The organism is Paenibacillus sp. FSL R5-0636 (genome assembly GCF_037974255.1).
In the GTDB taxonomy this organism is placed as follows: Bacteria; Bacillota; Bacilli; order Paenibacillales; family Paenibacillaceae; genus Paenibacillus_AQ; species Paenibacillus_AQ odorifer.
Window position 1 is genome coordinate 6,852,091 of record NZ_CP150232.1, and the last position, 21,076, is coordinate 6,873,166.

A 21,076-nucleotide genomic window follows, 5' to 3' on the forward strand; every position below is an offset into this window, starting at 1 on the left:
GATCTCTTCATAATAGCACTTACCGGCCGGTGATTAACACAGCGTAGGAGTGAAAGAAATGTCCTTAGATAAAAGAAGAAGCACCTTGGCACTCTTAGCTCTAGCCATTAGTGCCTTTGCCATTGGTACCACTGAGTTTATCAGTGTGGGGCTGCTGCCTCTAATCGCCACGGATCTGCATATACCGGTAACCACAGCCGGGTTGACCGTTACTTTATACGCTTTAGGAGTAACTTTTGGCGCACCCATCTTAACGTCGCTAACCACGTCGATATCGCGCAAAACCTTACTGCTAAGCATTATGATCGTCTTTATTATCGGCAATAGTCTTGCGGCGGCTGCGGACGGGATTACATTGCTGTTAATCGCGAGAGTAATTTCCGCACTGGCCCATGGCTTGTTCATGTCGATTGCTTCGACCATTGCCGCCGACCTCGTGCCTGAGGATCGTAAGGCCAGTGCCATTGCCATCATGTTCACAGGACTTACAGTAGCTACTGTTACTGGCGTTCCGCTAGGTACGTTCCTTGGCCAACAACTCGGCTGGCGTGCTGCATTTGTTGCTATTATTGCTATCGGGCTTATAGCACTCATCGGCAATCTGATCCTTGTTCCTTCATCCGGGCTGCGCAAAGGTACCCACACACCCCTTCGTGAGCAAGTTAAGCTGGTCACCAATGGGCGTTTACTGCTTGCCTTCGCGATTACAGCTTTGGGCTATGGGGGCACATTTGTAGTCTTTACTTATTTATCGCCCCTTCTGCATGAGATCAGCGGCTTCAAAGAGAATACAGTCGCCGTAATCTTGCTTGTATACGGCATTGCGATTGCCATCGGGAACGTGATTGGAGGTAAAGCCGCCAACCGCAAACCGATGAATGCTCTATTCTATATGTTTGCAGTCCAAGCTGTCGTCTTATTTGTCTTAGCTTTTACCGCACCTTATAAGGTTGCCGCACTGATTACGATCTTCTTTATGGGACTGTTAGCTTTCATGAACGTGCCCGGCTTGCAAGTACATGTTGTTACGCTTGCAGATCGATATGCGCCAAGTGCACGAGATGTAGCTTCTGCATTAAATATTGCTGCTTTTAACGCTGGTATTGCCATTGGTGCGTACCTTGGCGGCATCGTCACAGATCATATGGGACTGATTCATACCACTTGGGTAGGTGCAATCATGGTTCTGTCCGCAGTATTACTGACGGCATGGAGCCGTGCTCTGGAGAAGAAAGATGAGGCTCCTCTCCAGACTAAAGCTGCTTAAACAGCAGTCCATTAACAACCCAAACAAACTTTTAAATATCTTAGGAGGTTACTTTATTATGGCTCAACATCTACAGGATACAACTACATTACACAACGGTGTAAATATGCCTTGGCTAGGGCTTGGCGTATTTAAAGTAGAAGAAGGCGCAGAACTGATACAAGCGATCAAGTCCGCTATTAAACAAGGTTACCGCAGCATTGACACTGCCGCAATTTATGAGAATGAAACAGGCGTGGGACAAGCCATCCAAGAGGCTCTACAAGAGAACAACTTGTCCAGAGAAGAGCTTTTCGTAACCTCAAAGGTCTGGACCGCAGATATGGGCTACGAAGAGACCATTGCCGCCTACGAGACTAGCTTAGCTAAACTCGGACTTGAATACCTGGATTTGTACCTTATTCACTGGCCTGTAAAAGGAAAATATAAAGAGTCTTGGAGAGCGCTTGAAACGTTGTATAAAGAGGGCCGGGTAAAAGCCATTGGGGTCAGCAACTTCCAGATTCACCATCTTGAAGATGTACTGAAGGATGCTGAGATTAAGCCGATGGTCAATCAAGTTGAATTACATCCCTATTTGAATCAGCAAGAGCTGCTCGACTTCTGCAAAGAGCAAGGAATCCAATTAGAAGCTTGGTCTCCGTTAATGCAAGGTCAATTGTTCGATCAGCCTGTACTGAAACAAATTGCTGCCAAACATGGCAAATCCGTCGCTCAAGTTATTGTCCGTTGGGACCTGCAACGTGGGATTATCACTATTCCTAAGTCTACTAAAGAACACCGGATCATCGAAAATGTAGACGTGTTTGATTTCAATTTATCTGACGAGGATATGACTCTAATTAACTCTCTCAACCAAGATCAACGGGTAGGTCCAGACCCAGATCATTTTGATTTCTAAGGGCTTACGCACCTTGCACTAACACTATAAGCACCGGCAACACGAGAAACGAAGCAAGCGTCGTCCACAAAATACATTTGGATACCAGCTCCGGTGAGGCATTAAAGCGCTCGGCTAACACTACGGCGTTGACGGCAACTGGCATAGAAGCCAAAATCAGCAGCACAGAGAACAAGGTCCCGGTTATTTGCAGGATCGATAATCCGAGGTAAGCCACTAGCGGCGCTAAGATTAATCGAATCGACATCCCTGTCCAAAAAGTAGACTGGCCCTTGCGTGCGGATGGCATGGTTCTCACTTTAACCATCTGTGCGCCAAGGATCGCCAGTACCACCGGCGAATATCCTCCAGCTACCAAGGCAACCCCTGTAGCCACCTCTGTAGGCAAATGCAGGCCAAAGATGCGGAGAAGAAGGGCCAACAGAGCTGCGTAAATGGCAGGAAGCGAAAAGACCGATTTCACTGCATTTTTTACCGAGAACTGAGATCTTGCTGCAAAATAAACGCCTATCGTATTCACGATAATCATCTGTCCGATCACATATACAGAGGCCTTATCGAGACCAAGCTGTCCGAAAGCTAGCAGCACCAGCGGAAGTCCATAATTCACACTATTCGTAAACGTTGAAATCAAGGTCAGACCGGATACTTCGGATGGATCTAGCTTCAATAATTTGCCCACTATATTCGCAATCGCCCATAAGAAGATTAGATTCAGAAGCGAAAAGGCGAGCGTCTTATAAATATCATCCATGGAAATCTCGGCAGTAGCCAATGTATTTAGAATAATTGCCGGCGTTAAAAAGTATAGATAAAGCGTCAATAACGGCTTCGTATCCAGATTCTTAAACCGCCCAAGCAGCGCACCCACGATCACAGGGATGGACAAGGGCACGATGACTTGGTATAACGTCGTTAACACACTTTGGATCATGAATAGAACTCCTCTGCTGTAGGTTACTTCAAACTATAAGCGCAACAGCGCAGAACGTCTAAGATATGAAATCAATATACCTCATAGCCAAAACCTATCATGCCAACAAAAAAAGCTCCCAGCCCTTACAAAGGGTTGAGAGCTTTTCGGTATATTGTTACATCATTTTGATCTCAAGCAACTCATATTTAATGATGCCCATCGGTGCATTTACACTAACAATATCGCCGACCTTTTTACCCAGCAATTCCTTGCCTAGCGGGCTTTCATAGGAAATCTTGTTATTAAGAACATCTGCCTCAGCAGCTCCAACAATTCTATATTCGATCTTCTCCGAATATTCGATGTCATTCAGAATAACAATACAACCCATACTAACCTTTGACAGATCCATTTGGCTCTCATCCACGATCTTGGCTTTGGTCAACATTTTCTCCAGAATCATAATACGAGTCTCCATGAACGATTGATCGTCCTTGGCCGAATGGTACTCACTATTTTCCTTCAAGTCTCCATAGCTGATCGCCAATTTAAGCCGTGCGGCCAATTCCTTACGCCCTGCGCCTTTCAATTCCTTCAGCTCTTCCTCTAATTGAGCCAACCCTTCTTTGGTCAAGAACACTTCTTCATTAGACATGTATACAACTCCTATTTAGATAATTTACAGCTTGAACATATAAATGCTTATATTTTAAAAAAATCCCTGCCACAATTGAACATTGGGCAAGGAGGTCAATGCTGCTTAATTATTCTGGCAAATGCTCTTTACAAAAAAGGAGTAACGCTTCTTCCTCGTCCTCTTCCATATCGAAATCGAGCAGTTGACCTGAAGTTGTCTCCTGTAGATCATAACTTACGATGCTGACTTGATCTTCATCCACCTTAATAATCGCTCTAGCGGATACTCCGTTCTCTACATACAGCTCATCATCCTCTGGAACGTCCAGTTGAACGACAAATTCATACCGTTTACCGGTTAGTATACCGAAAGGATCTTTTACATTCTCCACATTGTAGCCCGTAAATGTCAACATAACTCAATCAACCTCTTTTCCTAATACCTGCCACGTCATTGTATCACAAAAAGTAACATATTGTTGTCGAGGTAGTCCATCAAGCCATGGCTTTGGATTTCTTGATTTGTTTGCTTCGCAGCTGTCCGCAGGCAGCATCAATATCCACACCATGCTCCAGACGAGTGCTTACGCTGACACCCTGCTTCTTCAAGGTATCAAAAAAGGCCCGCACCGTCTCCCGCTCGCTTCTTTGATATTGGCTGTGTTCATCCACCGGGTTATATGGAATCAAGTTCACATTGACGAGCGGACGTCGATCACCAATCAGCTCAGCCAGTTCAAGCGCATGCTCTCTGCCGTCGTTTACATCCTTCATCAGAATGTATTCCAGCGTAATTCTCCGCTTGGTTTTCTCCAAATAATAATCTATAGACTCCATTAGCTTCTCTATTGGAATGGCCTTGTTAATCTTCATGATCTGCGTCCGCAGTTCATTATTAGGGGCATGCAAAGAAACCGCCAGGTTCACCTGCGTATTCGCATCCGCAAATTCAACGATTTTGTTAGCCAATCCGCTCGTTGATACGGTAATCCCTCTACCCGCAATTGCTAGTCCCTTGTGATCTTTGACAATCGCCAGGAAATCGAGCAGGTTCTTAAAGTTATCGAATGGCTCGCCAATGCCCATCACTACGACGTGACTGACCTTTTGATCCAGGTTCGCCGCATCCAGATGCTGCTGGACCTTCATAATCTGCTCCACAATCTCTCCGCTGGAGAGATCCCGGCTCTTCGCCAATAGCCCACTTGCACAGAAGCTGCAGCCGATATTGCAGCCCACTTGCGTGGTTACACATACAGACAAGCCGTATTTCTGTCTCATAAGCACTGTCTCGATCAGGTTGCCATCCTTTAGGCGGAACAGGAACTTAATCGTTCCATCCGCAGATTCCTGCTTCACATGTTCTTCCAAGGTATGAATGACAAAATTCTGCTCTAATAATTCTACACAATCTTTATTTACATCGAGCATTTCCGAAAAGTCTGTAATCCGCTTCCGATAAAGCCAATCCCAGACCTGCGTAGCCCGAAACTTTTTATGTCCACGTTCTAACAGCCATGCCGCCAGTTGATCAAAAGTTAATCCATAAATGGATTCTATATTCATTCGTTATCCTCTTTTCAAAACGTTAAAGTTCAGACCATCACTACTCATTGTCTCAAATTTTTTTTATTAAAACAAGGGGAGTTATTGGGTTGTGTCGAAGTTTACACCATTAAAGTCTGTTCTATGAACATGTATCTAAGGAGCGATGGAATCATATGGGTTCAACAAGAATAAAAGCAATCAGTCTCACCCTTCTAGCTGCCGTTCTAATCCTTGGCGGTTTTTTAGTGTATATTACCCTCACTGACTACAAACCACAGGAGATTACTACCCTTACTGTAAACAATAATCCGCAGCAAGTACTGAAGCAGGGAGAGTCCTTCTCGGTAACCACCTTTAATATTGGCTACGCCGGGTTGGATAAAGGCCAAGATTTCTTTATGGATGGCGGAACAAAGTCACGCTCAAGCAGTAGGGAACAAACGAAGACAAACCTTGAGGCCGTAGCGTCCCTTATGACAACTACAGACTCGGACCTGTTCATGTTGCAGGAGGTCGACGTCGATTCTTCCCGTAGCAACGGTATAGATGAAGTCTCTTTCTTGTCGAATAAGTTCGCTGATTACAGCAATGTTTTCGCGACCAACTACAAGGTACCTTGGGTACCGCTTCCAGTTCTTGATCCGATGGGCTCGGTGAACAGCGGTTTATTAACTTTATCCCGTTTTAACAGCACAAGTAATATTAGATATGATCTCCCGGGCAAAGAAACCTGGCCTCGCCAACAGTTTGATCTCGATCGTGCTTTTGTGGAGAGCAGATTGCCCGTTGATAACGGAAAAGAACTGATTCTGATCAATCTTCATTTATCAGCTTTTGACCAAGGCGGAACGATTCGTAAACAGCAGTTGGAGTATTTATCGGCTTATATCATGAAGGAGAATGACAAAGGGAATTACCTCATCTTAGGGGGAGATTGGAACCATTCCCTTCCGGGTACAGCTCCTGATGCTTTCGAGACAACGCAGGATTGGCCGCAATGGCTGCAAGAATTCCCAGAACATTTTCAACAGGGCTTTCAGTGGGCCGTAGATGCCAAGGTACCCTCCGTCCGGACGCTCGATGTTGCCTATTCAGAAGGTGTGAATTTCCGCGCAGTGATTGATGGCTTTCTAGTCTCACCAAACGTCAGCATAAGCGGCGTACAGGGTCATGAGTTATCCTTCGAACACAGTGATCACAACCCTGTAACAGCCACTTTTATTCTGCAATAACATGGATTCTCTGATTCTATTTAAACACAACAAATTTCAGGTTTTTCTCTTGAAAATACTTAATGATAGCAGGCAAAGCTTCTACAGTAATCTTCTTTTCGTGAAATAGATAGACTCCGCCGGACGGATCGGCATGATGAACATATTGAAGAATATCCTCTGGGTTCTTGACGTTCCAATCCTCGGGATCACGATTCCACAATAATACCTTCATCTGCTGTTCCGTCACCTTGGCGGTTAACTTGTCATTGATCGCCCCATATGGCGGCCGAAAAATAGTAATCGGTGATTGTGTAATTTCCTCCAGCGCCTGATTAGTCTTCGCCAAGTTATTCCGGTTCTCCTCAACGCTATTAGCAGTCATTTTGCTATGATCCCACGAATGACTCCCAACCGACATCTTATGCTCATTAGCATACCTAACGGCTTCCGCATTATGAGCTACCTTATTCCCAATGAATAAAAAGGTGGCAGCCACCTTATGTTCTACTAGAATATCTACGATCTCTTTCGTATACTTTGACGGTCCATCATCAAATGACAAGGCAACGTAACCCTTTGGCAAGCTATACAAAAATTCATTCTCGGGTAATTCATACTTTTCGTACGGCAATGTCTGTTCCTGAGGAGGGGCCGAAGGTTCTGGTGTAGGCTCGGCTTGCTGGTTATGAACCGATATCGTCTGCGCAAGGGTAACGAACGGCACCGAAAGTAATGGCTCAGAGTCGGCCCCTAATACGGGTTCCTCCAGCGCTTCAGCACTATCTACGAGTTGTCCATCCATTCGCAGAGGTAACACAAATATCAAACAAGCGAACATGAGACACAGCAGTGCAACCAGTCCAATTCGTTTGGTCTTCTTTCTGCTTATCCTATGCCCTGGTTCTGTAGAGGGAAGCATGGTCTGAACTACCCTCTCCTCTTCTGCTTGAGGATAGTCCTGCTGCTTTAATTGAAGAAGTTGGGTTACATAATATTCAGAACAGGCAAAATACAATGTTTCGCTGTATGCTCTGTTCATTATAATCAGTGTGCTGTAGTAACTATTCCGAAAAGGATCCCACTTCGGATACAGCGACAATCTCATTCTCCCTCCGGAAAAGGGACCTAGCGCCTTCAATTGTTCGTATGTAAATTCATCTATGGTGAGCTTGCTTCTTGCGTACCCAACATTACGGGTTAGACCTACCTCAATCTGATAACCGGCCTGTTCATGCTCAAGCGACAGTAACTCAATCATTAGAATGGTGTCCGGTTCCTTAGATGCCATGAATCCTATGTATCTCCGTTTCCATCATTTCGATCCGTCAGACTACTGCCACTCCCAAAAGGAACCGTCATCCGATTGGTGAAATCGCTGATCATACCCGAGAGATACGCCTTTTCTTGGCGAATCGTATCGTACTTCTGTTTTAAATGTGCATTCTCAATCTCAACCCGTCCGATTTTCTCTTCCAGATCATTCATCTTTTTAAGTTTCTCTGCATGGGCTTCGTTATGTTTTTGAATCAGATTTACATATTTTTGCTGCTCCAGCTCAATGGTACTCTTTAATTCCTCGATCTCAGCTGTGAGCGCAGTTTGAAGCTCGCGGTAATCCTCCAGCACTTGATCGACCTTCAAATTTCTCTCAATCAACTTATGCTCAAGCTCGCGGACATTCTTTTCTCTTTCCTCAATGACCTTATTAAGGTTTTTCATATCCCGGTTTAATCGCTCCACATGACTGCTGGAATGGGTCAACCGATCCTGAAGCTCATTAATATTGGTCTCCGCATGTTGTCTGGCCTGAATAATCTGCTCCACGGAGAAGATCAAATCGAGTGATTTTTTATCAAGCTGAGCTTTGCCTGTCGTAACCAATCCAGCTAAAGTCTCGTCCGAGGTCTTTTCTTCTATTTCTTCGACCTGATCATCTAATAACTGTACCTTTTGAACCATATCCGACTTGGATTGCTTATCCACTGAATCTTTCTTTTTAAAAAAGGGGGAAATCATCGATTTTATCACCTCAATTATAAAAAAATGTCAAAAAATGTCGAGTGCCCACGAGTCTATTATAGTTTACTTATCTTGTATGTAAGTGAGCCTTTATATCTAACTTTCTGAAATGCACCTAAAGACCTATTTTCTTCTGCAAAATAAAAAAAGCACCCCTTCGGGTGCTTTGATTTCAATTGAATTTATCGGGAAATTGTTTGATCAATCCCTCGGTTAAAATATCTGCGAACATGATCATATGCTCCAGCCCTTTATCAAATGCGACAATTTCGGCATCCCAATCCTTTTTAACTCTAGCCGTCACGTCATCAGTAATCAATTCCAGATGTTCATGAAGCATTTCCTTTAATTGTTCATAAGAATATTTGGGATTCTGACTACTAAGGAACTTGGCAATGTCATCGGCGTTGGTATACCACTCTTTATTGTATTTTTCCACATCGGCCTGATTTCCAGCCTTCGCAGCATCTAGGACTTTTCCGGCAATAAGAATATGCTCCCGCAATAATTGAGCTACCTTATCTCCAACTGCCTCACCGTAATACGGTTTAAAGGCATCCCCTATGTCCTGCTGATTCTGTAACAGCCTTGCCAGTACCTTCTCCTTATCCTCGGAATCTGCAAAGGCGCTAACAATGTAGTTTTTTGTCCATACCACATGATCGATCCATAACTTCCTAAGATTATCCTTAAGCTCAATTACGGAAGGGGTTAAGCATTGCTTGTGGGAGCTCTTTTTCTCTTTAGCTGCTGCAGCATCAGCAATTGTAGGTGTAACACTTACAACCAGAAACATACACAATAAGGTTAGCTTCAACATCAAATTCTTATTTTTCAATATGACCTATCTCCTTGTGAACAGTAATGGATTTGAATATCTTGTATATTGTGCACCTTTACTTCCATTTCATTCACACAGCTGATCTCAGAACACAAAAAAAGCACCATCACGTGGACGGCGCCTGAGTCTAACTATTATCTAAACATCACTTTGTCTACATTGTATTTAGATTTCAGTTCATTAATGATATAGGTTTCGTAGATCTCTCTATGAACTGGACTTTCGATTAAACATACATCAATTCTGGTGACCTCGTCCCGATGTTGCTTGATGTCAGATACGGTGTCTTCAAAATGTTTTTTAATTTTGTCTTAACTTTCTCGCTTTACCTACAAACAACAACTCATCCTGATCATTGTAGAACATAAAGATACCGCCGTAATCTCTCGGAATCAGGTGAAAATCAGTAAATCCGTAAATATTGCTTAACTGCGGGTTAATTTGTTTAGTAATACTAACATCCGCTTTGGGAATCGTTATGTTGATCATTAGCTCACGTCCTCTTTCTATATAGGAGTAAATAGTATCATAAATCGCTAAGTAAGACCATTCAATCTGGCGCAGTCAAATAAATACAATAAAAGCAAGTTCGATTGATCTAATGGAAATATTACTAAAAAATATGGCATTATTCAAAACCTTCCTGCCCAAGGGTTGCGGTCTTAGACAGGAGAGGATTATAAATAAAATAGAGGCGTTTGCATCATGATATATAGATATTTGTCATCTAGGAGGATTTGATTCATGGCAGTAACAGACCGGCAAAAAATAGTAGATAGCGTCCCGCAAAAGGGTTTCTTCGGACATCCTAAGGGACTTTTCACCCTTTTCTTCACAGAATTTTGGGAGCGTTTCTCTTATTATGGCATGCGAGCTATCCTTGTCTACTACATGTATTATGAAGTAAGCCAAGGCGGCCTCGGATTACCTGAAGATATGGCACTTTCTATTATGTCTATCTATGGATCGCTTGTATATATGTCAGGGATCATCGGAGGCTGGCTTGCAGATCGGCTTCTCGGAACTTCGAGGGCTGTTTTCTACGGCGGCGTTTTAATCATGTTCGGGCATATACTACTGGCTATTCCAGGCAATACCACATTGTTTTTTGCTTCGATGGTTTTAATCGTACTCGGAACGGGTCTACTGAAACCCAATGTTTCAAGTATTGTCGGCGAAATTTATAGCGAGCAGGATAACCGCCGTGACGCTGCCTTCAGCATTTTTTATATGGGCATCAACCTGGGAGGATTTCTCTCCCCACTAATTGTTGGTGCAGTAGGCATGAATAATTTCCATCTAGGTTTCTCGATTGCCGCAGTCGGAATGTTTATTGGACTAGTCGTTTATATTATGACTCGCACAAAAAATCTGGGTCTGGCCGGTACGATTGTACACAACCCTATTCCTGCAGATCAGAAGAAAAAAATCTTTACTTGGATTGGTGTAGGATTAGTTGTACTTGCGATTTTGATTACGATCGGCATTCTTACCGGAGTGCTTACCTTTGAAACATTAATAAAAATAGTAGGGGTATTAGGCTTACTTATTCCTACGATGTATTTCATTATGATGTACCGCAGTCCCAAAACAACAGCCGTTGAACGGTCAAGAATTCTCGCATACATTCCTTTATTTATCGCATCGATTATGTTCTGGGCGATTCAAGAGCAGACTTCCACAGTTCTAGCTAGTTTTGCTGATAAACGGACCCAATTGGATTTTGCAGGCTTACACATTTCTCCTGCTTGGTTCCAATCGCTTAACCCGCTGTTTATTATCACTCTTGCACCTATATTTGCCTGGTTGTGGTTAAAGCTCGGTAACCGTCAACCCTCGATTCCGCAAAAGTTCTCGCTTGGTTTACTGTTTGCAGGTTTATCCTTCCTGGTGATTCTAGTACCTGCTTATTTCGGTGGAGCTAATTCACTTGTGAATCCATTATGGCTGGTACTCAGCTATTTTATCATCGTAATCGGGGAGTTATGCTTGTCCCCTGTGGGTTTATCAGCAACGACCAAACTGGCACCGGCGGCTTTTACCGCTCAAATGATGAGTATGTGGTTCTTATCGAATGCCGCTGCCCAAGCAATTAATGCTCAGATTGTGAAGTTCTATACCCCGGATACCGAAATGATGTACTTTGGAGTAATTGGGGGAGTGGCCCTTATCCTTGCGCTTATCCTCTTCCTATTCTCTTCCAAAATTCAGAATTTCATGAAAGGGATACATTAAACACACCCAAAGGCTGCCCGAGATTCTCTCGGCAGCCTTTTTTTGGTTTCCTATAGTTATCCAACCTCTACACCAGAAACATGGCGACAATCGTCGTGACAACCAGCCCAATGAGTACAGGCTTAACATTCCGTCTCGCCAGCTCAAAGGGGCTTACTCCGCAAATAGCGGCGGCCGGAATCAATGCCCACGGAATCAGCGTGCCTCCACCTACCCAAATTGCAGCTACCTGACCCAGCGCAGTTAAAGTCGCCGCATCGGAATGTGTGGCCACCGCAAACAATTTCCCAATAGACCCGGCAAGTGAAATGCCCGAGAACCCTGAACCATCTAGGCCTGTAATGGCTCCGGTTATAGTTGCGGTCACAGCACCCACTGCGCCGTTCAGAGGGACGTTATGAGCTAGAGCGACCCCTAGATCATTTACAATCCCCTGAGATGCGGCGGGCAGCACTTTGCCGAATAATTCAGCAAACGCCGAATCCCCCAGATAGAAAAAAGCGGCAATCGGTATCACAGGACCAAATACTTTGAAGCCAAACGTAAGTCCATCAATCAGATAAGAAGTTACTTGCTCCAATCCTTTATTACGATGTGCCAACAAGGTGACTACAACCAGAATGAATACCGCAGTTCCACCAACTAAGGCAGTTGCGTCTCCACCCTGCAAATCGAGCAGGAACATGCCTGCTACATCGGCTAAAAACAGGATGGGAATGGCGATGGCCAGCCATTTTTTCAATGCTGGATGAATCACCGCTGGATCCTCTGCCGTATCATTCTCTGCAGATAACGCACTCCCGGCACTTTTCCCGGCAATAAGCCCGTCTCGCCAAGTTCCCTTCTTCTGATCTCTGCGCATCATCCAATACGCCGTTATCGTAGTCACCACGCCCATAACAATTACAAGCGGAACACTCGCCTCCATGACACTGGTCACTGGAAGTCCTGCCGCATCTGCTGTTAATTTAGGCGCACCTTGAATAATATAATCACCTGAGAGTGCAATCCCGTGGCCAAATAAATTCATTGCCATCGCCGCTCCAAGAGCAGGCAGTCCCACTCGAATGGCAACCGGCAGCAGCACAACCCCGATCAAGGCCACTGCGGGTGAAGGCCAGAAGAACCATGAGGTGACCATCATAATCAGACCGATCCCCCAAAAGGCTATGAACGGTGTGCGCAAAAAGCGGGTAAGTGGAGCAACCATGATCTCGTTAATCCCCGTGCGTGTTAATACCCGGCTCATGGCTACTATGATCGAAATAATCATGATCGTACCCATTAGCTCCTTGGTTGCATATACAAAAGAGTTGAATACACCTGTGACTGAACCACTGACGGTTTCCGTGGCTAACCACCCAAGTACAAAGATGCCCGCAATACAGATCATCGTTGTGTCCCGTCTCTTGATCAGAAGTGCCATTATAAATATGATAAATGCCAGATATACATAATGGAGCGCTATTAACTGGATGCCCATCTCTGCACCACACCCTTCTCCTACTATCCGAGTGCTATATGGTATGCAGGGGTGTAGGCTAATGTTCGGTAGAAATAGACCTAAAACAGCAAAAGAAGCCGTCCCGCGCGTAGAGAAAATCTACGTATGGGACGGCTTCTTAGTGTTTCTTAATTAAAGATTATTATTTAGCTACGACTCCGCCATCAACCGGCAGCTCAACACCTGTAATGTAAGAAGCTTCATCAGAAGCCAAGAACAATACAGCTTCAGCTACTTCAGAAGCACGACCAACACGTGGCAGCGCAGTCTGAGACATAAAGAAGCTATGCATTTTTTCGTTATTTACAAATTCAGCACTCATTGGGGTTTCGATAAATCCTGGGTGAACAGAGTTCACACGAATGTTATCTTTACCAAAGTCTACAGCTGCTGCTTTACTTAGCATACGAACTGCACCTTTAGAAGCTGTATAAGCACCAGCACCGCTGCTGCCAGTCAAACCTGCGATGGATGAAATATTAACGATAGAACCACCTTTATTATTCTTCATTTGAGGAACAACATGCTTCATGCCAAGGAATACGCTGCTCACGTTGATGTTCATTACTTTGTTCCATTGATCAACAGTGGATTCGAGCAATTGAACCGGGAATGAGATCCCTGCATTGTTTACCAAAATGTCGATTTTCCCGAACTTGCTAATCACATCTTCTACAACCTTGATCCAGTCTTCTTCGGAAGCCACATTATGTGCATAAGCTGCTGCTTGTCCACCATTTGCTTCAATTTCCTTCACAACTGCTTGTACGGCAGCCTCGTTAATATCAGTTGCCACAACTGTAGCGCCCTCTTTGGACAATAAAAGGGCTTCTTCACGGCCCATGCCACTGCCTGCACCTGTAATAATTGCTACTTTATTAGTTAGACGATTCATAATTAGGTCTCCTCTATAATCGTATTGTGATATAATATTTGAGTGATGATAGTCACACTATCACTGTGATATACATCATATCATTTTTGTAAAAGAACTACAACTACTCCTTGCTTAATCCAATAAACGGTGGATATAATACTAATAATTGAAAATCCCAATCAAAAAATGGAAGGGTCTAGCCCTCATGAATCCTAAAACACGATATGAAAAAGAACGATCCGAAGGTAAGCAGCAACGATTAATTACGATCCTCGAATCCGCAGAACGAGTATTTTCACAAAAAGGAATCGAAAAGTCGACGATGCAAGATGTCGCAAGCGAAGCCAATATCGGGATTGCGACGTTATTTCGCTATTTTCCTAGAAAAGAAAAGCTCATAGTGGCTGTAGCCACCCGAATGCTGGAGCCTATGCTCGATCATTTTAAATACGTAGCGGACTTGCCCCTTACTTGTCTTGAACAAATCGAGAAATTATTTGATTTCTTTATTCAGGATCAAAATCATCTAAGTATTATTTTTATGGTCAATTTCGAAAGCTACGCCTCACACTCAAGTGAGCCTGTTGAGGATGTTCTGAGTTTCAATGCACTCAACCGCAAAATTTGGCATGAATATTCCAGAATCATTCAAAATGGGGTAGAAGACGGTTCTATTCGTGCGGGTCTCCCCGTAAAAGAGACCTTAATTACGCTCATGAATAGCTTTGCCCTCTTTTCCAGAAAACTAACGATGAAAAAAAATATTCTCCTGCTGGAATCGGATCTAGACTCCGACGATCAGCTTGAGCTGCTCAAACAAATTTTTCTGGATCATTTAAAAGCCTAAAAAGCGCCAGTTTCCTTAGGAGGGGAACTTGGCGCTTTTTCTATAGTCAAACAAAAAGAGACATTTCCAAGGAAAATGCCTCTATCCAGATTCAAGTTGCGACCTATACTGCCTTCGTCTGCTAGTGAAATGGGCAGGTTGCCACGGGTGATTGTTGATAAAGAAAACGAGGGCTGAAATCATATTCTTTTAACGTACGATCATGCCAAATCGGTGTAGACGAGGGTGACATAGGCGGAATCAGCCAGGACCAGCGCCCTGAGACTTTGCGCCCCTGCTCGTTCTCCTGTTGCTGGAATCGAACAAATTGATCAGCTGCTGTATGGTGATCCACGATGCTGACACCTGCTTGCTTGAAGGAATGCAGCACTGCGCGATTCAGCTCAAGAAGCGCCCGATCCTTCCAAAGCGTTGTATTGCTGGAGCGATCCAGTCCCATCACATCAGCTATAGCTGGCAAAGTGTTGTATCGTCCGGTATCCCCCAAGTTACGCGAGCCGATTTCAGTCTCCATGTACCAACCGTTAAAAGGAGCAGCCGTGTACAGAATACCGCCAATTTCCAACTGCATGTCCGCGATAATGGGTACAGAATACCAACGAAGCTGAAGCTCAGCAAAACGTTCAATTTCAGGATGTGTTAACGGTACCTCCTGAATTAAGTGATCAGGAATGGGGAAAACGTAGGGATGCCCGTTGCCAATACTGATCACTAACGGCAACACATCATAATCGCCACCCGTTCCTTGCCAACCTAGTTGCTGGCATATTTTTGTGAATTCATCCGATGCCGGATCGCCAGCGCGTTCGTGTTCTTCATCGCCAGGGTACCCGGCATAACGAATCAATTGGTGGTTCCAGATCCGAATCTGCCGATTCGGATCTTCCCCGCTGCGGAAGACCGTGATGAGTGAACGAATACGTCCTCCGTTGTTCGCCTTTTCCAGATGTCGCAGCAACGCTTCAGCAACTTGTTCCTCAGTCTCTGCTTGGCGTTCATCGATTAACTCAATGGATTGCCAAAAAAGACGCCCAATGCAGCGGCTATTGTGGCGCCAGGCCATTCTTGCACCATGCGCTAATTCTTCCTTTGTATGTGTGTAACTGCCTGATTGGTTAATTTCCTCATGTACGGCTAGGATGCGATGATCCGTCTCGGCTTCAGACTTGTCTAGTTCAGCGTAACATTGTCGAATGAAAACTTCCGCCTGCCGGGTTAATTCTTCGATGTGCTTGCCATCCATATCCCTTATCCCCCATCTAAACCCTTGCTTAAACTCTCAATCCAGTATAACATCCCTCTTCCTATGCCACATCTTTCAGGGAACAGCGCATAAGAACAACCCGTGAAGCTTGGAGCTTCACAGGTTGCGGCAGGACCATTTAGCGCTCTGAACGTTTCCCTTGCTTATTCAATGAGGCAAGTCTGCTCTTATCCTCGGTCAACAGTTCTTCAGCCAACTCCACACCTTGAGGACCTAGCCAGTCCTGAGCTTGCTGAATCGCCTGCTCAGTATGTGCCAGGCGGTTCTCAGCCTGTGCCAAAGTCTGTTCTGTTGGATGACTAAGTGCCTGAGAGACAGAGAAATGAAGCTTACCCAAAGAATTTTTGGCTTGAGTTACATTGTCATTCGCTTGCAGACTGGAATCGGGTTGTTTCATAAATGAAATACGCTCCCTTCTGAAATGCGCCTGTTCTCTTCTAGCATGGTTTGGGTGAAGTAATCTTATGCATTCACTATCTACTGGATAATGGATTGCATAAAGGACGTCATTTCATTACTCGCTTTATTCAGGCGCTCAATGACACCGCTGAATTCAGTGACCAATTCTGCTTGTGAGTGTGAAGAAGCGGAGATTGCTTCAATTTCTTGCTCCATTTGCTTAATGGACTTTTGAACATCACTCAGTGATTTTTCAATATTATGGGTTGCTTCTTTAGTGTTAACGGATAGTTTGCGTACTTCCGTAGCAACCACCCCAAAACCTGCCCCTTGCTCTCCTACACGCGCGGCTTCGATTGCCGCATTCAGCCCAAGCAGGTTCGTCTGCTCAGAAATCTCACGAATGAAGCCGGCAACCTTATTCACTTCTTGTGATTCCGTTACGGCTCTACGCGTGTTATCCAATATTTGCTGGGAAGTAGCTGATAATTCCTGAGATTGGGCAGCTACGCTCTGCACCATCTCCATTAGATGACTGCTTATCTCATTAATCTCATCTGTGAATCCTTCAAGCTTATTCTCGTTCTCTAGTGTATAGGCAATGGCAAAAACCCCGATTACATCATCATCCGTTCCGTAGATAGGTACACATGTTGAGATTACAGGAGCTCCATAAATTTCTGCTGGGATTCGGTTAGAGCTTGCTATACCTTTCAGTCCATTTGAAAGCGACAGATCTTCAGGCGGAATAGGGTTACCCTTAACCAATCCGAGATCAATAACTTTACTTGGTGCGTAATAATGGAAGATCTCCCTGTCCGTGATTCCAATCATAATATCCTGCGAGTGAATCTTTTTGAAATAAGGTGCTGCGAGGACTAAGGCATCGATAATACTCATCTCTTCATCTCCCATATAAAAAAAATGTATATGTAGTTTTATCGTCACAATGGGTTATTAAATGAATATTGTCATAGTAGAGTAACAATCCCCACGTATGATTTGTTTATGAATACTATTAGCAGACGACAATTTCTACAGAAAAGCGCTCAAGTAACTCTAGGCCTTCTTGGAACAGCTGGTGCATCCGGCATCTATTCACATTGGATCGAACCCTACTGGCTAGAAATCAAATACGTAGATATTACACTCCCTAGACTTTCTCCAGCCTTCGATAAATTTCGTATCGTTCATTTTAGTGATTTACATCAGGGGGTATATTCCAAGCCGCAAGCTTTAACGGAGTTAGCGCAGCAAATTCAACAGGTAAAGCCTTATCTGATCTGCTTCACCGGCGATTTATTAGATCATTCAGCCGATTATATTTCAGAAGCCGTAGCCTTGTGCTCTCAGTTGCGGGCTCCTTTTGGACAATTTGCAGTATTAGGCAATCATGATGCTTTTGGGACCAGAAAGGTTGTAACGAAAGGGCTAACACAATCGGGCTTCCACGTGCTCCATAATGAACATATCGTCTTAACCCAAGGTACGGACAAGCTCTATATTGCCGGAATAGATGATCCTTGGGTCGGAAAAGCAGACATTGCCCAAGCGCTGCTTCATATCCCGGAAGAGGCTTGCACAATTCTCCTTGCCCATGAACCTGATTTCGCCGATGACTTTTGCAAGCTGCCTATAGATCTGCAATTGTCTGGCCATAGCCACGGAGGCCAAGTGCGGCTTCCCTTTATCGGAGCTTTATATACCCCGCCTCACGGAAGTAAATATTCAAGTGGATTATATCAACTGCCCAACAGCCAACTTCAGGTCTACACCACTCGCGGGATAGGAGTAACTCGTATGCCTGTTCGTTTTAATTGTCGCCCCGAGCTCACCGTAATTACTTTACATTCTTAATGCTAGTGTCTTAATCGTACAAAATGGTTAAAAAGTATATACCTTTTGCATATCTATGCAACAACACTGTAACCGCCTTTGTAATCAAATCTATTTAGGACCTAGGTATAATTGTAGGAGTGATAGAGGAAAAAATATCATATTGCAACTACATAAGCCCATCCTTGGGAAGGAGAGATTAAGTTATGAATAAAAGTATGAAATGGACCTCAGCCATCTTGGCTGCTGGAGTATTGCTTGGAGGGTCGGGACTAGTAGGAGGAACTTTAGTTCAAGCCGCAACTACCGGAGGAAATACGGTAAAACAAGCCGCACAGCAACCCTCTGTAGTGCTTAAATATAAAGGCCAGACCTTATCGCAGCAAGCGAAAATAGTAAACGGCAATACCATGATCCCTTTAACTGTACTACGGGATGCTTTTGGCCTTTCCATTAACTATAATGCAAGCACTAAAACTTATAGTGTGGGCAGCGATTCCATGAAGCTGGACATGGAGGTCTCAGATTACGGTGTTAGTACAACCCTGAATGGCTATTACATTTATAGCATGACCGGCAGTCATGATGTGAAGGTCATCAACGACCGGATTTATGTTCCATTCAAACTCTTGTCTGACTATTTAGGAGTGCAAGGCGTTTATAATCCTTCATTGAAATCACTTGATCTAAGTAAAAAAGTAATGAATGACATCAAAATTACCTCTGAAACCTTAGATAAGAGTAATAAAAATGCTAGTATCAAAGTGCAATATCCAAAAATCAGCGGCTTAACAGATGAAGTACAAACTAAGATTAATGCAATCTTCAAAAAGCAAGCTGAACAATTCGTCGCAGAGAGCGAAGAACAGGCTAGTCATAGAGATGGCACTATAGAGAATAAATATGACTTCTCTCAAACTTTTGTTGTCTCCTTTAACCGTGAAGGTGTACTAAGCTTAGTGACGGATCAGTATGGTTATACAGGTGGAGCTCATGGTGGAGCCCTTCGTGAGGGATTTACCTTCTCGCTGAAAGACGGCAAACCAATAGAACTTAAGGACCTGCTGAAGGCAGAGCCAAACTACAAACAAAAATTAGATAAAATGTTGAAGGAAAGCACCAAGGAGCTAGCTTTTCCAGATACACCTGGCGGACTAACAGAAAAACCAAACTTCTACGTTTCCGAGAGTGGCCTTGCAATCTTCTACCAACAGTATGAAATTGCCCCTTATGCGGCTGGAATTCCTACGTACACCTTTAATTTCAGTTCAATATTACCAAAGGGAACTAACCCATTCGCTGCCTTCAAATAAACTTCTATTGTAAAAAAGAGCGTCACAGTCATTAGGACTGGGACGCTCTTTTGGTTTTACAGCTTATGCTTCCAAACTTCCAGCCGGGCCGAAGAATTCATAATGAATTCTGTCTTCAGCCACCTTCCATTCCTTAAGAGCCTTATATATCGCCTTCATAAAAGGAGTCGGTCCGCAGAAATAGAATTCAGAGTTTACGTCTGTTACTTCTTGCAGGCAAGCTAGATCAATATAACCTGTTTTATGGAACGTATCTCCTTCACTTGGGGTTTCATAACATACATAGGATCGTAGGGTAGGATGGGACTGCTCTAAATCCGCCACCATTTCTTTCATAGCATGCAAGCTTCCATTGATGGCTGCATGAATGTACGTTACCTCTCGTTCTAGCTGCGTAGCAATTAACGTCTCCAGCATACTTACCATAGGGGTTAGTCCAACCCCACCGCTGATAAGAACCACTGGACGATCACTATCTTTATTTAGTACGAAATCACCCGCTGGCGAGCTCACTTCCAATATAGATCCCACTTGAACAACATCATGAAGGAAAGTAGATACGACACCAGCCGGTTTATCGGGCCCCTCACCTTCCCGTTTAACTGTGATGCGGTAATACGACTGTCCCGGCGCACTGGACAAACTATAGTGGCGAACATGGGTGTATTCCTCGTCCTCAGGCTGAACACGAACCGTGATGTATTGACCCGGCAAGTAAGAAGCTATAGCCCCTCCGTCCTCAGGAGAAAGGTAGAAGGAAGTAATAAGTTCACTTTCTTTAACCTTCTTAGTAACCACAAAGTTTCTAAATCCACTCCAACCCCCGGGAATTTCGGCAGCCTCACGATACTTCTCTGCTTCGACACCAATAAAGGCATCTGCGATCACGCCATACGCCTTTGCCCAAGCATCAATAATTTCTGGCGTCGCCGCATCGCCAAGTACTTGCCCAATGGCAGCTAACAAAGTCTCACCTACGATGGGATAATGTTCAGGTAATACTCCCAATGCCCGATGTTTCTCCGCAATCTGTTTTACCACAGGCAAGATATTTCCTAGCTGATCAATATTCATTGCCGCCGCGAGTACGGCGTTAGCAAGTGCAGTCTGCTGTTTACCTTCCCGTTGGTTGGCGTGATTAAATATATTTAGTAACTCCGGATGATTTTCAAATAACATGCGATAGAAAGTAGTTGTGATGGTCTTCCCATGAACCTGCAAGACAGGCACCGTTGATTTTATGATTTCAATTGTTTGTTGATCTAACATCTAAATACCCTCTTTCCTGCAATAAATTAATTCCTCTATAAAAAGCATATAGAAGCTTCGCATGCCATAGTGTGCGTTCAATCACACGGGAAATTGAAAAAATGTGAACGAACCAATAATTGCAATGATATCCATCACAATAACGTACCCAAAATCAAAAAAAGCTATCCAAGCAGCCATTATAGCTTCC

At 44.1% G+C, this 21,076-nt stretch carries 20 protein-coding genes and 1 pseudogene; 7 read left to right on the forward strand and 14 right to left on the reverse strand.

Annotated features, from left to right (window positions below; all coding sequences use genetic code 11):
- Window positions 1–58: 58 nt before the first annotated feature.
- Both MKX34_RS31235 and MKX34_RS31240 read left to right on the forward strand, forming a co-directional pair.
- Window positions 59–1,267 (forward strand): MFS transporter, encoded by a 1,209-nt coding sequence (locus MKX34_RS31235; protein ID WP_038573785.1) that lies wholly within the window; start codon window positions 59–61, stop codon window positions 1,265–1,267.
- A 58-nt stretch (window positions 1,268–1,325) separates the two neighbouring features.
- Window positions 1,326–2,168 (forward strand): aldo/keto reductase, encoded by an 843-nt coding sequence (locus tag MKX34_RS31240; protein WP_076297000.1) that lies wholly within the window; start codon window positions 1,326–1,328, stop codon window positions 2,166–2,168.
- 4 nt (window positions 2,169–2,172) lie between these two features.
- Here the strand turns inward: MKX34_RS31240 and MKX34_RS31245 are convergent, their stop codons facing one another.
- The 4 genes from MKX34_RS31245 to rlmN form a co-directional block, all read right to left on the reverse strand.
- The gene (locus tag MKX34_RS31245) at window positions 2,173–3,102 is read right to left on the reverse strand and encodes an AEC family transporter (RefSeq protein ID WP_076099740.1); all 930 of its coding nucleotides are present in this window, start codon (window positions 3,100–3,102) and stop codon (window positions 2,173–2,175) included.
- Between the two features lie 157 nt (window positions 3,103–3,259).
- Window positions 3,260–3,739 carry a transcription elongation factor GreA gene (gene greA, locus MKX34_RS31250; RefSeq protein ID WP_036682220.1) on the reverse strand — a complete coding sequence of 160 codons (480 nt, stop codon included), beginning with the start codon at window positions 3,737–3,739 and terminating at the stop codon, window positions 3,260–3,262.
- 109 nt (window positions 3,740–3,848) lie between these two features.
- Window positions 3,849–4,136, reverse strand: a complete 288-nt coding sequence (locus MKX34_RS31255; protein ID WP_036682221.1) for a DUF6509 family protein — start codon at window positions 4,134–4,136, stop codon at window positions 3,849–3,851.
- 79 nt (window positions 4,137–4,215) lie between these two features.
- A complete protein-coding gene (rlmN, locus tag MKX34_RS31260; protein ID WP_036682223.1) occupies window positions 4,216–5,286 on the reverse strand; it encodes a 23S rRNA (adenine(2503)-C(2))-methyltransferase RlmN in 1,071 nt (356 codons plus the stop codon).
- Window positions 5,287–5,441: 155 nt separating this feature from the next.
- Here rlmN and MKX34_RS31265 point away from each other — a divergent pair, with 155 nt between their 5' ends.
- The gene (locus tag MKX34_RS31265) at window positions 5,442–6,500 is read left to right on the forward strand and encodes an endonuclease/exonuclease/phosphatase family protein (protein ID WP_076296999.1); all 1,059 of its coding nucleotides are present in this window, start codon (window positions 5,442–5,444) and stop codon (window positions 6,498–6,500) included.
- A gap of 16 nt (window positions 6,501–6,516) precedes the next feature.
- Here the strand turns inward: MKX34_RS31265 and MKX34_RS31270 are convergent, their stop codons facing one another.
- The 4 genes and pseudogenes from MKX34_RS31270 to MKX34_RS31285 form a co-directional block, all read right to left on the reverse strand.
- Entirely contained in the window at window positions 6,517–7,770 is a 1,254-nt protein-coding gene (locus MKX34_RS31270; protein ID WP_076296998.1) for a polysaccharide deacetylase family protein, read from the reverse strand.
- Between the two features lie 5 nt (window positions 7,771–7,775).
- Complete coding sequence (locus MKX34_RS31275; protein WP_036682228.1) at window positions 7,776–8,498, reverse strand: hypothetical protein; 723 nt, start codon at window positions 8,496–8,498, stop codon at window positions 7,776–7,778.
- Window positions 8,499–8,673: 175 nt separating this feature from the next.
- Window positions 8,674–9,339: a glycosyltransferase gene (locus MKX34_RS31280; RefSeq protein ID WP_235219468.1), complete on the reverse strand. Its 666-nt coding sequence runs from the start codon at window positions 9,337–9,339 to the stop codon at window positions 8,674–8,676.
- A 137-nt stretch (window positions 9,340–9,476) separates the two neighbouring features.
- Window positions 9,477–9,831, reverse strand: a pseudogene (locus MKX34_RS31285) (nucleotide excision repair endonuclease).
- 255 nt (window positions 9,832–10,086) lie between these two features.
- Between MKX34_RS31285 and MKX34_RS31290 the strand changes: the two are divergent.
- Window positions 10,087–11,577, forward strand: a complete 1,491-nt coding sequence (locus MKX34_RS31290; protein ID WP_076191619.1) for a peptide MFS transporter — start codon at window positions 10,087–10,089, stop codon at window positions 11,575–11,577.
- 67 nt (window positions 11,578–11,644) lie between these two features.
- Here MKX34_RS31290 and MKX34_RS31295 read toward each other — a convergent pair whose 3' ends face one another.
- Together MKX34_RS31295 and MKX34_RS31300 are read right to left on the reverse strand one after the other, a co-directional pair.
- Entirely contained in the window at window positions 11,645–13,060 is a 1,416-nt protein-coding gene (locus MKX34_RS31295) for a hypothetical protein (protein ID WP_076099744.1), read from the reverse strand.
- A gap of 163 nt (window positions 13,061–13,223) precedes the next feature.
- Window positions 13,224–13,976, reverse strand: coding sequence for an SDR family NAD(P)-dependent oxidoreductase (locus MKX34_RS31300; RefSeq protein WP_038573803.1), 753 nt, complete (start codon window positions 13,974–13,976; stop codon window positions 13,224–13,226).
- A 187-nt stretch (window positions 13,977–14,163) separates the two neighbouring features.
- On the opposite strand from MKX34_RS31300, the gene MKX34_RS31305 reads away from it, so the two are divergent.
- Window positions 14,164–14,805: a helix-turn-helix domain-containing protein gene (locus MKX34_RS31305; protein WP_036682238.1), complete on the forward strand. Its 642-nt coding sequence runs from the start codon at window positions 14,164–14,166 to the stop codon at window positions 14,803–14,805.
- A 121-nt stretch (window positions 14,806–14,926) separates the two neighbouring features.
- Here MKX34_RS31305 and MKX34_RS31310 read toward each other — a convergent pair whose 3' ends face one another.
- The 3 genes from MKX34_RS31310 to MKX34_RS31320 all read right to left on the reverse strand — a co-directional run bounded on the left by MKX34_RS31310 (window position 14,927) and on the right by MKX34_RS31320 (window position 17,368).
- Window positions 14,927–16,048 (reverse strand): nitric oxide synthase oxygenase, encoded by a 1,122-nt coding sequence (locus MKX34_RS31310; protein WP_036682240.1) that lies wholly within the window; start codon window positions 16,046–16,048, stop codon window positions 14,927–14,929.
- Window positions 16,049–16,187: 139 nt separating this feature from the next.
- Window positions 16,188–16,466 carry a hypothetical protein gene (locus tag MKX34_RS31315; protein WP_038573810.1) on the reverse strand — a complete coding sequence of 93 codons (279 nt, stop codon included), beginning with the start codon at window positions 16,464–16,466 and terminating at the stop codon, window positions 16,188–16,190.
- A gap of 80 nt (window positions 16,467–16,546) precedes the next feature.
- Entirely contained in the window at window positions 16,547–17,368 is an 822-nt protein-coding gene (locus MKX34_RS31320; RefSeq protein ID WP_036682244.1) for a methyl-accepting chemotaxis protein, read from the reverse strand.
- Between the two features lie 108 nt (window positions 17,369–17,476).
- Between MKX34_RS31320 and MKX34_RS31325 the strand changes: the two genes are divergently transcribed.
- Complete coding sequence (locus MKX34_RS31325; RefSeq protein ID WP_076296997.1) at window positions 17,477–18,325, forward strand: metallophosphoesterase; 849 nt, start codon at window positions 17,477–17,479, stop codon at window positions 18,323–18,325.
- A 185-nt stretch (window positions 18,326–18,510) separates the two neighbouring features.
- Entirely contained in the window at window positions 18,511–19,617 is a 1,107-nt protein-coding gene (locus tag MKX34_RS31330; RefSeq protein ID WP_076296996.1) for a DUF4163 domain-containing protein, read from the forward strand.
- A 63-nt stretch (window positions 19,618–19,680) separates the two neighbouring features.
- On the opposite strand, the gene hmpA is transcribed toward MKX34_RS31330, so the two are convergent.
- The gene (gene hmpA / locus MKX34_RS31335) at window positions 19,681–20,886 is read right to left on the reverse strand and encodes an NO-inducible flavohemoprotein (RefSeq protein ID WP_076296995.1); all 1,206 of its coding nucleotides are present in this window, start codon (window positions 20,884–20,886) and stop codon (window positions 19,681–19,683) included.
- Between the last annotated feature and the right edge of the window lie 190 nt (window positions 20,887–21,076).